Origin of the sequence: Streptomyces sp. M41(2017) (genome assembly GCF_002078175.1) — a bacterium.
Classification (GTDB): Bacteria; Actinomycetota; Actinomycetes; order Streptomycetales; family Streptomycetaceae; genus Streptomyces.
Genome location: NZ_MWFK01000001.1, coordinates 3,859,572 through 3,872,405, shown reverse-complemented (window position 1 = coordinate 3,872,405; position 12,834 = coordinate 3,859,572). Strand labels below are relative to the sequence as shown.

Annotated in this window: 12 protein-coding genes; 7 read left to right on the top strand and 5 right to left on the bottom strand. The window is 70.6% G+C overall.

The window, feature by feature from the left end; genetic code table 11:
* Positions 1–58 precede the first annotated feature (58 nt).
* The 5 genes from B0675_RS17150 to B0675_RS17130 form a co-directional block, all read right to left on the bottom strand.
* Complete coding sequence (locus B0675_RS17150) at positions 59–835, bottom strand: ABC transporter permease (RefSeq protein ID WP_081219691.1); 777 nt, start codon at positions 833–835, stop codon at positions 59–61.
* On the bottom strand, positions 832–1,821 hold the full coding sequence (locus tag B0675_RS17145; RefSeq protein WP_081219690.1) for an ATP-binding cassette domain-containing protein: 990 nt from the start codon (positions 1,819–1,821) through the stop codon (positions 832–834). Before B0675_RS17145 ends, B0675_RS17150 begins: the two co-directional genes overlap by 4 nt.
* Positions 1,822–1,853: 32 nt before the next feature.
* Positions 1,854–2,525, bottom strand: coding sequence for a DUF4097 family beta strand repeat-containing protein (locus tag B0675_RS17140; RefSeq protein WP_081221835.1), 672 nt, complete (start codon positions 2,523–2,525; stop codon positions 1,854–1,856).
* Between the two features lie 305 nt (positions 2,526–2,830).
* On the bottom strand, positions 2,831–4,021 hold the full coding sequence (locus tag B0675_RS17135) for a spermidine/putrescine ABC transporter substrate-binding protein (RefSeq protein ID WP_081219689.1): 1,191 nt from the start codon (positions 4,019–4,021) through the stop codon (positions 2,831–2,833).
* 190 nt (positions 4,022–4,211) lie between these two features.
* Positions 4,212–5,651, bottom strand: a complete 1,440-nt coding sequence (locus B0675_RS17130; RefSeq protein WP_081219688.1) for a gamma-aminobutyraldehyde dehydrogenase — start codon at positions 5,649–5,651, stop codon at positions 4,212–4,214.
* A gap of 188 nt (positions 5,652–5,839) precedes the next feature.
* Between B0675_RS17130 and B0675_RS17125 the strand changes: the two genes are divergently transcribed.
* The 7 genes from B0675_RS17125 (at position 5,840) to B0675_RS17095 (ending at position 12,773) form a co-directional block, all read left to right on the top strand.
* Positions 5,840–6,355, top strand: coding sequence for an Lrp/AsnC family transcriptional regulator (locus B0675_RS17125; protein WP_081219687.1), 516 nt, complete (start codon positions 5,840–5,842; stop codon positions 6,353–6,355).
* Complete coding sequence (locus B0675_RS17120) at positions 6,340–7,722, top strand: aspartate aminotransferase family protein (RefSeq protein ID WP_081219686.1); 1,383 nt, start codon at positions 6,340–6,342, stop codon at positions 7,720–7,722. The genes B0675_RS17125 and B0675_RS17120 overlap by 16 nt, the downstream gene beginning before the upstream one ends.
* Before the next feature lie 273 nt (positions 7,723–7,995).
* Positions 7,996–8,733, top strand: coding sequence for an ATP-binding cassette domain-containing protein (locus B0675_RS17115; RefSeq protein ID WP_081219685.1), 738 nt, complete (start codon positions 7,996–7,998; stop codon positions 8,731–8,733).
* Positions 8,715–10,139, top strand: a complete 1,425-nt coding sequence (locus B0675_RS17110) for a hypothetical protein (protein WP_081219684.1) — start codon at positions 8,715–8,717, stop codon at positions 10,137–10,139. The genes B0675_RS17115 and B0675_RS17110 overlap by 19 nt, the downstream gene beginning before the upstream one ends.
* A 133-nt stretch (positions 10,140–10,272) precedes the next feature.
* Positions 10,273–10,680, top strand: coding sequence for a VOC family protein (locus B0675_RS17105; protein WP_081219683.1), 408 nt, complete (start codon positions 10,273–10,275; stop codon positions 10,678–10,680).
* 134 nt (positions 10,681–10,814) lie between these two features.
* Positions 10,815–11,930: an LOG family protein gene (locus B0675_RS17100; RefSeq protein WP_081219682.1), complete on the top strand. Its 1,116-nt coding sequence runs from the start codon at positions 10,815–10,817 to the stop codon at positions 11,928–11,930.
* A gap of 189 nt (positions 11,931–12,119) precedes the next feature.
* Positions 12,120–12,773 carry an LAETG motif-containing sortase-dependent surface protein gene (locus tag B0675_RS17095; protein ID WP_241539802.1) on the top strand — a complete coding sequence of 218 codons (654 nt, stop codon included), beginning with the start codon at positions 12,120–12,122 and terminating at the stop codon, positions 12,771–12,773.
* Positions 12,774–12,834: the final 61 nt, after the last annotated feature.

Genomic DNA, 12,834 nt, shown 5'->3' with positions numbered 1-12,834 from the left:
CTGTCGTGCGGGTCGTACGGGTCGTGCGGTGCTCGGTCCGCTCGACGCATCCGGCCGCCTACTTGGGGTCGCGGTCGAACTGCGCCCGGGACCAGCGGTATCCGAGGACGCTGAGGGCGGCGCACCAGGCGAGGGCGATCCACCAGTTGTTGCCGATCTCCGTGCCCAGCAGGAGGCCGCGCAGGGTCTCGATCGCCGGGGTGAAGGGCTGGTACTCGGCGATCGGCTGGAACCAGCCGGGCATCGAGTGCAGCGGGACGAACGCGCTGGAGATCAGCGGCAGCAGGATCAGCGGCGTCGCGTTGTTGCTGGCCGCCTCGGCGTTGGGGGCGCCCATGCCCATGCCGACCGCGATCCAGGTGAACGCCAGGGCGAAGAAGGCGAGCAGGCCGAAGGCCGCGAGCCACTCCAGGACCGTGGCGTCCGTGGAGCGGAAGCCCATCGCCACGCCCACCGCTCCGACGATCACCACGCTGATGACCGCCTGCAGCACGCTTCCGACGACGTGCCCGAACAGGACCGAGCCGCGGTGGATGGCCATGGTGCGGAAGCGGGCGATGATGCCCTCGTTCATGTCCATGGAGACCGAGACGGCGGTGCCGACGACGGTGGAGCCGATCGTCATGAGCAGGATGCCCGGCACGATGTAGGCGATGTAGGCGGAGCGGCCCGCCCCTCCGCTCATGGTGTCGCCGAAGACGTAGACGAACAGCAGAAGCAGCATCACGGGGGTGAGCAGCAGGTTCAGGGTCATCGACGGGTAGCGGCGGGCGTGCAGCAGGTTCCGGCGCAGCATCGTGGAGGAGTCGCGCACGGCGAGGGAGAGGGAGCTCATCGGACGGTCTCCTTGGACGGGGCGGACTGGGTGGGCGGAGCTTGCCGGTGCGGTGCGGCGGCGTCGCCGGTGAGGGCGAAGAAGACGTCGTCCAGGTCGGGTGTGTGGACGGTGAGTTCGTCCGCCTCGACACCGGCCGCGTCGAGCCAGTCGAGGACGGAACGCAGTTCGCGCTGGCTGCCGTCGCTGGGGAACTGCAGGGACAGCGCTTCGTCGTCGCGGGTGGACTCGCCGAGTGCGTCGGCGGCTCTCTGGTAGGCGGTGGGGTCGGTGAAGCGCAGGCGGATGTGTCCGCCGGGGATGAGGCGCTTGAGTTCCTCGGCCGTGCCCTCGGCGGCGATCTTCCCGTCGTTCAGGACGGCGATGCGGTCGGCGAGTTCGTCGGCCTCCTCCAGGTACTGCGTGGTGAGGAAGACCGTGGTCCCGCCGGTGACGAGCTCCCGGATGATCTGCCACATGTTGTGCCGCGAGCGAGGGTCCAGACCGGTGGTCGGCTCGTCGAGGAAGATGATCCGCGGCGCGCCGACCAGCGTCATCGCGATGTCCAGACGGCGCTTCATACCGCCCGAGTAGGTCGACGCCGGCTTCCTCGCCGCCTCCACCAGGTCGAAGCGCTCCAGGAGTTCGGCCGCGACCCGCCGGCCCTGCGCCTTCGGCAGGTGGTGCAGGTCGGCCATGAGGAGCATGTTCTCCTCGCCCGTGATCAGCCCGTCCACCGCCGAGAACTGCCCCGTCACCCCGATGACGGCACGCGCGGCCTGCGCGTCGGATGCCAGGTCGTGGCCGCCCACCCGGATCTGCCCGGAACCCGCGTCGGGGCTGATGAGCGTCGAGAGGATCTTCACCGCCGTCGTCTTGCCGGCACCGTTCGGGCCCAGCAGGGAGAAGACGGTGCCTTCCGGAACGGTCAGGTCGACACCGTCGAGTACGACCTTGTCACCGTAGGACTTGCGCAACCCGTGCGCCGCGATGGCCAGGTTGGTCATGGAGCTGCTCCTTCGGCCGTGCTGTCGTGAGGTCAGATGCTGCGGGCGGTGATGTCGCCCTGGGCGGTGGTGGCCCGGATGGTGAGGCCCGGGGTGCCGCCGCTGTTCTGGAGCGCGTTGCTGATCCGGCCGTAGCTGGTGCCGGCGTCCAGGGAGGCGGAGACGCCGCGGGACGCGCCGACGGTGATGTCGCCCTGCTGCGTGCTGAGCGTGACGGCGCCCCGGACGGCCTCGGTGATGTTCACGTCGCCGCGCTGGGTGCTGATCTCCGCGGGGCCGTTCAGGCGCCCGACGGTGATGTTCGCGTCGTGGCCGGCGAGGTGGGCGCTCGCGGCCTCGTCGATCTTGACCGAGCGGTAGCCGCCCTCGAAGGTGACGTCGCCGAGGCGGCCCACTCCCCGGAACTCCGCCGCGGCGGCCTTCGCCTCGACGCGGGAGCCGACAGGGAGCTGGATCGTGATCTCGACGGACCCGGAACCGGTGCCGAGGATGCGGTTCTTGGCCGGTGCGGCCTCGATGCGCAGGACGCCGTCGGCGTGGACGACCGTGACCTGCTCCGCCGCCTTCACGTCCCGGCTCTTGGCCGCGTTCGCCGGCAGGACCTCCACCGTGGCGTCCCCCCGGTCGGCGGCGATGACCTGGATCCGGCCCGCAGGAATGTCGATGACGGCCGAGATGGGGGCGGGCGTGTCGAACTTCTGCATCGTGCTCTCCTTCTCCTGCACCGCGCGCCCCTACGGCGCTCGCGCTTTCCGATGAGAGAAACGCTACGTTGCCTTCATGGATTCGACAACTCCTCCATTGCACATCGATGGCATAGCCGCAGGTAGGGATAGAGAAGTTGTTGCAATGGATTCAGGGATAACGCAACAGGTTGGCGCGAAGCGTGTTGCAACGATTGGCAGTGAACGCTCCGCGCCCCGGTCCGAGGCATACAAAAAGGGCGCCGGACGTGAGTCCCGGCGCCCTTCGGGCCATGGAGGTGGGCCGGCCCCGGCCGGCCCCCGTGTCACAACCCCGCGATCGCGTTCCATCGCTTGGCGAACTCGGTGCGCTCCGTGGAGGTGATGTCGCGGGCGATGGCGAGTCGCTTGCGCATGGTGGCGTCGGGGAAGATCAGCGGGTCCTCGGCGAGGGCGGCGGTGTCCTTGTCCTTGGATGAGGCGAGGACGTCCTGCGCGGCCGGGACGGGACAGACGTAGTTGACCCACGCGGCCAGCTCCGCGGCGACCTCCGGCTGGTAGTAGAAGTCGATGAGCTTCTCCGCGTTGGCCTTGTGGCGGGCCAGGTTGGGGATCATCAGCGATTCGGCCCACAGCTCGGCGCCCTCCTCGGGGACGACGAAGCGGATGTCGGGGTCGTCCGCCTGGAGCTGGATCACGTCGCCCGAGTAGGCCTGGCACGCCAGGACGTCACCGCTGGAGAGGTCCTTGATGTAGTCGTTGCCGGTGAAGCGGCGGATCTGGCCACTGCGCACCCGCTTCTCCACCTGGTCGCACATCCGGTGGAAGTCGTCCGCCTTCCACTGCGTGATGTCGACGCCGTCGCCCTGCATGAGCAGCGCGAACGCCTCGTCCAGACCGGAGAGCAGCGTGACACGACCCTTGAGGTCGGGGGCCCACAGGTCGGAGACGTGCTTGATCTCGCGGCCGACCCTGCGGTGGTTGTACGCGATGCCGGTGATGCCCGACTGCCACGGCACGGACGACTTGCGGCCGGGGTCGAAGGCGGGCGAACGCAGCAGCGGGTCGAGGTACTTGGCGACGTTGGGCTGGTCGGCCCGGTCCATCTCCTGCACCCAGCCGAGCCGGACGAAGCGCGCGCACATCCAGTCGCTGATGACGATGAGGTCGCGGCCGGTCCGCTGGTGGTTCATGAGCGACGGGCTGATCTTGCCGAAGAACTCGTCGTTGTCGTTGATCTCCTCGATGTAGTCGACGGAGATCCCGGTGCGCTTCTCGAACGCCTCCAGCGTGGGGCGCTTCGTGGGGTTCTTGTCATCGGTGTCGATGTACAGCGGCCAGTTCGCCCAGGTCAGCCGCTTGTCCGCGGCGGACGTGTCGGTCCCGGCGCGCTCCCCGGGGCTCACGTACGCGGCGGGCACCCCGCAGCCGGCCAGGGCGCCGAGTGCGGCTCCTCCGCCCAGGGCGCGCAGCAGGGACCGGCGGGACAGGGGCGAGGTGTTCCGAATCACTGGCACGCCCGCAGCATGCCGCCCGCGTCCGGCGCGAACAATGGACGCTGCGTCAGGGCGGCGGTCCCCCGACCCGACACCCTGTCGATCACTTTCGCGGCGGGGTCGGGCGCCCGCCGGCGGGCGCCCTCGCCGACGACACGGCGCGGCCCCGGAGGGATCGCTCCCTCCGGGGCCGCGTGACGGCCGGAGCGCCTTACGCGTCCAGCGACGTCATGACGTGCTTGATGCGCGTGTAGTCCTCGAAGCCGTAGCCGGAGAGGTCCTTGCCGTATCCGGACTTCTTGAAGCCGCCGTGCGGCATCTCGGCGACCAGCGGGATGTGCGTGTTGATCCACACACAGCCGAAGTCGAGCACCTTGGACATGCGCATCGCCCGGCCGTGGTCCTTGGTCCACACCGAGGAGGCGAGGGCGTAGTCGACGCCGTTGGCCCACTCGACGGCCTGGGCCTCGTCGGTGAAGGACTGGACGGTGATGACGGGGCCGAAGACCTCGTTCTGGATGATCTCGTCGTCCTGCTTGAGGCCGGAGACGACCGTCGGGGCGTAGAAGTAGCCCTTGTCGCCGACCTGCTTGCCGCCGGCCTCGACCTTGGCGTGCGCGGGCAGGCGCTCGATGAACCCGGAGACCTGCTTGAGCTGGTTCGGGTTGTTCAGCGGGCCGTAGAGCACGTCCTCGTCGTCCGGCTGGCCCGTCTTCGTGTCGGCGGCGGCCTTGGCGAGGGCGGCGACGAACTCGTCGTGGATGGACTCCTGGACGAGCACGCGGGTGGCGGCGGTGCAGTCCTGGCCGGCGTTGAAGAAGCCGGCCACGGAGATGTCCTCGACGGCCTTGGCGATGTCCGTGTCCTCGAAGACGACGACCGGGGCCTTGCCGCCCAGCTCCAGGTGGACGCGCTTGAGGTCCTTGGACGCCGACTCGGCGACCGACATGCCCGCCCGGACCGAGCCGGTGATGGACGCCATCGCCGGGGTGGGGTGCTCGACCATCGCGCGGCCGGTGTCGCGGTCGCCGCAGACGACGTTGAAGACACCCTTGGGCACGATGCCGCCGATGATGTCGGCGATCAGCACGGTGGACGCGGGGGTGGTGTCCGAGGGCTTCAGGACGACCGTGTTGCCCGCGGCGAGAGCCGGGGCGAACTTCCACACGGCCATCATCATCGGGTAGTTCCACGGCGCGACCTGGGCGCAGACGCCGATCGGCTCGCGGCGCACGATCGAGGTCAGGCCCTCCATGTACTCGCCGGCCGAGCGGCCCTCGAGCATGCGGGCGGCACCCGCGAAGAAGCGGATCTGGTCCACCATCGGCGGGATTTCCTCGGACCGGGTCAGACCGATCGGCTTGCCGGTGTTCTCCACCTCGGCGGCGATGAGCTCCTCGGCCCGCTCCTCGAACGCGTCCGCGATCTTCAGGAGGGCCTTCTGGCGCTCGGCGGGGGTCTGGTCGCGCCAGGCCGGGAAGGCCGCGGCGGCGGCGGCCATCGCGGCGTCGACGTCCGCCTCGCGGGAGAGCGGCGCGGTCGCGTACGCCTCGCCGGTCGCGGGGTTGACCACCTCCGTGGTCCCTCCATCGGCGGCATCGCGGAACTCTCCGTCGATGTAATTGCGCAGACGACGCAGCTCGGTGCTCACTGCCCGGCCCTCCTGTCGGATGTCCAACGACCCAGGTGTCCAGTACCTGAGATGCCTGAGTCCCCACCCTAATCCGTGGCTCGACGTTTTCAACACCCCCGATCGCTCCAGAACTGCGAAATCCGCAAGTCACGTACCCGTAAACAACGAATTTCATCGCCCGAACCTTGCGCAACTATCGAGACGTCGTGCACAGTGAGGTCGTGGTCAGTCGAAGTGCGGAACCCAGGGACTCCCGCGAGTCCAGGAACGGCAGCCCTCAGCTGGATGCCGTCTCCCTCGCCATCATCGAGCAGCTCCAGCAGGACGGACGACGCCCGTACGCCGCGATCGGCAAGGCCGTCGGCCTGTCCGAGGCGGCCGTGCGCCAGCGCGTCCAGAAGCTGCTCGACCAGGGCGTGATGCAGATCGTCGCCGTCACGGACCCGCTCACCGTGGGCTTCCGCAGGCAGGCGATGGTGGGCGTCAACGTGGAGGGCGACCTCGATCCGGTGGCCGAAGCACTGACTGCCATGTCGGAAGTCGAGTACGTGGTGATGACCGCGGGCTCGTTCGACATCCTCGCCGAGATCGTCTGCGAGGACGACGACCACCTGCTGGACGTCATCAACAAACGCATCCGGGCCCTGCCCGGCGTGCGCTCCACCGAGAGCTTCGTCTACCTGAAGCTCAAGAAGCAGACCTACATGTGGGGAACCCGATAACCGTGAGCACCAAGGACCTCAGCAAGACCGCGTACGACCACCTGTGGATGCACTTCACCCGCATGTCCTCGTACGAGAACGCGCCCGTTCCCACCATCGTCAAGGGTGAGGGCACCTACATCTACGACGACAAGGGCAAGCGCTACCTCGACGGTCTCGCGGGCCTGTTCGTGGTCCAGGCGGGCCACGGCCGCGTCGAACTCGCGGAGACGGCGTTCAAGCAGGCGCAGGAACTGGCCTTCTTCCCGATCTGGTCCTACGCCCACCCGAAGGCCGTCGAGCTGGCCGAGCGCCTCGCGCACTACGCGCCGGGCGACCTGAACAAGGTGTTCTTCTCCACGGGTGGCGGAGAGGCCGTCGAGACCGCGTGGAAGCTGGCGAAGCAGTACCACAAGCTCACCGGCAACCACACGAAGTACAAGGTCATCTCGCGCGCGGTCGCCTACCACGGCACCCCGCAGGGCGCCCTGTCGATCACCGGCCTGCCGGCCCTGAAGGCCCCCTTCGAGCCGCTCGTCCCGGGCGCGCACAAGGTGCCGAACACCAACATCTACCGCGCCCCGATCCACGGCGACGACCCCGAGGCCTTCGGCCGCTGGGCCGCCGACCAGATCGAGCAGGAGATCCTCTTCGAAGGCCCCGAGACCGTCGCCGCGGTCTTCCTGGAGCCGGTGCAGAACGCGGGCGGCTGCTTCCCGCCGCCCCCCGGCTACTTCCAGCGCGTGCGCGAGATCTGCGACCAGTACGGCGTCCTGCTCGTGTCGGACGAGGTCATCTGCGCCTTCGGCCGCCTCGGCACGATGTTCGCCTGTGACAAGTTCGGCTACGTCCCGGACATCATCACCTGCGCCAAGGGCATGACCTCGGGCTACTCCCCGATCGGCGCCACCATCGTCTCGGACCGCATCGCCGAGCCGTTCTACAAGGGTGACAACACCTTCCTGCACGGCTACACCTTCGGCGGCCACCCGGTCTCCGCGGCCGTGGCGCTGACCAACCTCGACATCTTCGAGCGCGAGAACCTCAACCAGCACGTCCTGGACAACGAGGCGAGCTTCCTGCAGACCCTGCAGAAGCTGCACGACCTGCCGATCGTCGGCGACGTCCGCGGCAACGGCTTCTTCTACGGCATCGAGCTCGTGAAGGACAAGGCCACCAAGGAGACCTTCACGGACGAGGAGTCGGAGCGCGTGCTCTACGGCTTCGTCTCCAAGAAGCTCTTCGAGTACGGCCTCTACTGCCGCGCCGACGACCGCGGTGACCCGGTCATCCAGCTGTCGCCGCCGCTGATCTCCGACCAGTCGACCTTCGACGAGATCGAGGGGATCATCCGTCAGGTGCTGACGGAGGCGTGGACCAAGCTCTGATCCACCCGCCGACGGCCCCGCTCCCCCGGCTCCACGCCGACGGGCGAGCGGGGCCGTCGGTGCTTCCGTACGGCTGATCAACACCGGCCCCGGTACCGCCCGTTCGAGTGAGAAAGGGCGGCCCGGGGCCGCGTGCTGTCCGGCCTCCCGACCGGGACTCCCTAGCGTGCCCAGTGACCGATCGGCCCTGCCTTCGTTCCCCCGTCCGGGGGACCGAGCGACCTCGAAGAGGGCGCCGGGCAAGGCACATCAGATCTGAACGAGGTGTACGCGATGGTGGCCCCGCCTGACAACGACGTGCTCTGGGCACGCGCCCTGCACGTCAAGCACAACGGATCCCCGGCGCTCAGCGGTGTCTCGCTCGGCGTGCGTGAGGGCGAGATCCTCGCCGTCGGCGGCCCGCGCGGCAGCGGCAAGACGACCCTCCTGCAGTGCCTGTCCGGCCAGCTGCTGCCCCAGCAGGGCGAGGTCTGGTTCAACAGCTCGCCCGTGCACACCATGGGCCCCGTCGCCCGCGAGCGGCTGCGCCGCGACCGGTTCGGCTGGATCGACCCGGCGCCGGTCCTCGTCCCCGAGCTGAACGCCTGGGAGAACGCCGCCCTCCCGCTGATGCTGCGCGGCTGCGCCCGCAGGACCGCCAAGACCGCCGCCCTGGAGTGGCTGGAGCGCCTCGACATCGGCGGCTGCGCCCGCAAGCGCCCGCACGCCCTGCTCCAGGCCGAGCGGCAGCGCGTCGCCATCGCCCGCGCCCTGGCCCCCGCCCCCACGATCCTGTTCGCCGACGAGCCGACCGCGCCGCTGCACCGCGCCGACCGCGCCCATGTGCTGCGCACACTCACCACGGCGGCCCGCTCGCACGGCATCACGGTCGTCCTCGCGACCCACGACGCCGACACCGCGGCCCTCGCCGACCGCACCGTGTCGCTGCTCGACGGACGGCGCGTGAACACCGTCCACCTCCCGCCGGTCGCCGAGACGGAAGGCCGGGCCGCGTGCTCGCTCTCCGTCTAGCCCGCGCGGGCCGCCCCCTCGTCCAGCTCCGCAGGCTCCTGGTCGCCGCCGCCTCCGCGGGCACCGGGTTCCTGCTGCTGTGCACGCTGGGCTACGCGATGAGCCACCCGGACGCCTCGGCCGCCGGCGCACTGCGCCTGGCCTGGTGCGTCGTCCCCCTCGCCGCCACGGTCTACTTCGCCGTCGCGGTGGCCCGCACCGACCCCGGCACCCGCCCCCGGCCCGGCCTGTCCGCCGTCGGCCTCGGCCCGGGCCGGCTGATGGCCGTCTCCGCCCTCACCACGGCCCTGTCGACCCTGCTCGGCTCGGCGCTCGCCCTGCTCCTGTTCCTCCAGCTGCGCGGCGACCTCACGGGCATCCCGTTCGACGGGTCGGCGGCCGAGTTCCTCGCCGTCGACCAGGAGCTGCCCCTGCCGGCCGCCCTGACCCTGCTCGCCCTGGTGCCCCTCGCGGCCTCCGGCGCGGCCGCACTGGCCCTGCGCCCGCGGGACGGCCGCGCGAAGGGCGCCGCACGCGCCTACGGCCTGACATGGCTGTCGTCCCGCCAGAACGCGGGCGCGGTCCTGGCCGGCGCACAGCCGGACGGCCGCGGCACGCCCGCCGCGACGTCCGCCGAATCCCCCGAGGTGTCCGAGCGGGCACCGGCGGACACGGACGGCACCGGCGTCCACTGGACCAACGCGGCACCCTCCGCCGGCGAGGTGTCGGCGCGGGTCGGCGCCCAGGCCTCGGGTGCGGACGCGGACGCCGCGGCCCGCCCGGTCGTGGAGACCGGCTCCCGGGGACTGCCCGCCGCGGAGACCGCGCCGAACGGTCTCCCCTGGGGTGCGGCCGCCGTCGCGGCGGGGCTGGCCGTGGAGACGTACGCGAGCCGTTCCGGACCGGCGCCCGCACTGGCGCTGCCCGGCGGTTTCGTCGGCGGTCCGGCCGGGATGCTGGCCGGCTGGGTGCTGACGGCGGTCGGACTCGCCCTCGCCGGGCCCGCGATCACGTATCTGTGCGGGCGGCTGCTCCAGGCGGTACGGCCGGGCGCGCTGCGGCTGCTGGCCGGCCGGGTGCTCCAGGCGGAGGCGCGGCGCATCGGGCAGCCGCTCGGTGTGGTGTGCGCGGTGGCGTCGGGCGCGTTCGCCGCGACGGCGCTGTACACCGGCTCCCGGCCCGCGTTCGGTCCGCTGACCACGCTCGGGGCCCTGCTGGTCGCCGGGTGCACGCTGCTGACACTGGTCACGGCCGCCGTCGAGGCGAAGCAGGCGCGCGCGGACACCACCGCGGCGCTGCTGCGGATGGGGGCGCCCGCCGCGACGCTGCGCGCGGCCGCCGCCCTGCGGGTCGGCACGCTGTTGGCCGCGTTCGCCCCGCTGACCTGGGCCGTCGCCGAGCTGGCCGCGCTTCCGCTGATCAGCTGACGGACCCGCGCGGGACGCCGCGCGAATCTCCGGACGAATGTTCCGCGCGGTGCGATGAGTTCCGCGCGGACCGCCGGTCTAACCCTGCGAACGACACAACGCCGGCGGAACAACGCGAAACGGGAGACCTCAGATGTACCAGCAGATGATCTTCGTGAACCTGCCCGTGTCCGACGTGGACACCTCGAAGAAGTTCTTCACGGAGCTCGGCTACACGATCAACCCGCAGTTCTCCACGGACGACTGCGCCTGCGTGGTCATCAGCGACACGATCATCGCGATGATGCTCAGCAAGCAGCGGTACGCGGACTTCACGAAGAAGCAGATCGTGGACGCGACGAAGGGCAGCGAGGTGCTGCTCTGTCTGAGCGCCGAGAGCCGCGAGAAGGTCGACGAGCTGGTCGACCGCGCGATCGCCGTCGGCGGTTCGTCGACGGGCGACACCCAGGACCAGGGCTTCATGTACGGCCGGTCCTTCGACGACCCGGACGGCCACTCCTGGGAGGTCGTGTGGATGGACCCGGCGGCGGTCCAGGGCTGAGCAGCCCCCCACTCCCGGTTCGAGTCCCGGGGCCGGAGCGCGGTACAGGGGTTCGCGCACCGGCCCCGCCGCCGTTCCCGGAGACCTTCCGGGTACCCGCCCGGACGCTGCGCCCCCGCCCCTAGCATGGCCCGGTGCAGCCGACACCTCTCCACGCAGCCCATGACCGTGAGATCGAGTCCCTCGCCGAGTTCGACGAGGTCGTCTCGTCGGGCGGCTCGCTCGCCCGGTTCCGCCTCCAGGCCATAGACCTGACGGACCGTACGCAGGCCCTGCTGGCCGCGGACACCACCGACACCGTCTTCCTCGGCTGCTCGATGGGCCCCGAGGCGGCGGCCAAGGTCCGCGCGTCGGGCGCCCTCGTCTTCCCGCCCGTCCCGGGCCTCCCCCTCGACCCGTACCGGGGACGCCTCTACTCACCCGCCGAGCTCTTCGACGGGCTCGCCGCGGGCTACGAGGCGACGCCGGACGCCCGCGCGTACGCCTGGTTCCAGCAGACCAGGGCGGACGGCGACATCTTCGCGTCGACGGTCCGCGCCATCCACGACGACTCGGTCTCGGACGCGCTCGACGAACTCCTCGCGGGAGCGCGGGTCGTCGGCGTGATGGGCGGTCACGCGATGGCGCGCGGCACGGAGGCGTACGCGGGCGCCGCACGGCTCGGCCGCGACCTGGCGCGCTCCGGCCTCGTGGTCGCGACCGGCGGCGGCCCGGGCGCCATGGAGGCCGCCAACCTCGGCGCGTACGCGGCCCCCTTCGACGACGACATGCTCGACGAGGCGCTCGCCGTCCTGGCCGGCACGCCGTCGTTCACCCCGTCGGTCACCGACTGGGCCCGCGCGGCCTTCGCGGTGCGCGAGCGCTGGCCGTCCGGCGGGCCATCGGTGGGCATCCCCACCTGGTTCTACGGCCATGAGCCGCCGAACGCGTTCGCCGTGCACATAGCCAAGTACTTCGCCAACGCAACGCGCGAGGACGGCCTGTTGGCCCGTTCGAACGCCGGAGTCGTGTTCCTGCCGGGTGCCGCCGGGACCGTCCAGGAGATCTTCGACAACGCGACGCCGAACTACTACGCGTCACGGGGCGAGCCCACTCCCATGGTCCTCGTGGACCGCGTCCACTGGACGGAGCGGCACCCCGCCTGGCCCCTGCTCCAATCCCTGGCGCGGGAACGGGCGATGGAGTCGCGGATCGCCCTCGTCGACCGGATCGATGACGCTCCGGAGGCACTCAAACACCTCGCCGGTTAATGTCTCGGCAAAGCCAACAGCCCTCCGGCGTCTACGCATTGACAGCCCTTAGGCAACGCTTATAAACCTGTGAAACTCGTGGGGGTGCTGTTGCCAATGAACGAAGCGCAGCAAATCCCCCGACACCCCCCGCAGTTGCGCAACCTGTGAAGGGCAATCGTGTCCATATCTCGACGCACCGCACGTACCGTGCGAATCCTCGGCGTTGCCTCCGCCTCTGCCGCGCTCGCGCTCGGCGTGGCGGGCAACGCACTCGCCTGCAACATCCGTGACTTCTCGGCCGTCGCCTCCTGCGACAACGGGAAGGGCAGCATCACCGTGACCGACACGGACGCCTCCGGCAAGGAGGCGACCGTCACGGTCTTCCTGGAGTCGAACGGCGCCGACGCCAAGCAGATCGGCAGCCAGAAGGTCAAGGGCACCCGCGACGGCGCCACCGTGACCTTCTCGGAGAACTGGGGCCCCAAGGCCCAGTACCGGATCCACGTCGACGTCCCGGGCCTCGTCAACGAGGACGTCTCGCCGACTCTCACCACGTCGGCCGAGGGCTGTGCCTCGGAGTCCCCGTCGCCGTCCGGGACCCCGGCTCCCTCGGACACCCCGAAGCCGTCCGAGAAGCCTTCGGACTCGGCGACCCCCTCGGCCGAGGAGAGCAGCAGCACCGCTCCGGCGGCCGCGGGCGACAACTCGCCGTCGGCTGCCGCCGGTGAGTCCAACCTCGCCGAGACCGGCGCCAGCTCCAGCACTCCGATGATCGCCGGCATCGCCGGTGCGCTCGTCGTCGTCGGTGGCGGAGCGGTCTTCTTCGGCATGCGTCGCCGCGGCGCCTCGAAGGCCAACTGACCCACCCCGCACGATCGTGTGGCCCGTCTCCTCCCCGGAGGCGGGCCACACGCCTGTTCCG

What these genes read in the sequence shown, in the direction of transcription:
- B0675_RS17150 (WP_081219691.1), bottom strand. Translation starts at nt 835, where the DNA reads ATGAGCTCCCTCTCCCTCGCCGTGCGCGACTCCTCCACGATGCTGCGC.
- B0675_RS17115 (WP_081219685.1), top strand. Translation starts at nt 7,996, where the DNA reads ATGGTGGCCCCGCCTGACAACGACGTGCTCTGGGCACGCGCCCTGCAC.
- B0675_RS17105 (WP_081219683.1), top strand. Translation starts at nt 10,273, where the DNA reads ATGTACCAGCAGATGATCTTCGTGAACCTGCCCGTGTCCGACGTGGAC.
- B0675_RS17140 (WP_081221835.1), bottom strand. Translation starts at nt 2,525, where the DNA reads ATGCAGAAGTTCGACACGCCCGCCCCCATCTCGGCCGTCATCGACATT.
- B0675_RS17145 (WP_081219690.1), bottom strand. Translation starts at nt 1,821, where the DNA reads ATGACCAACCTGGCCATCGCGGCGCACGGGTTGCGCAAGTCCTACGGT.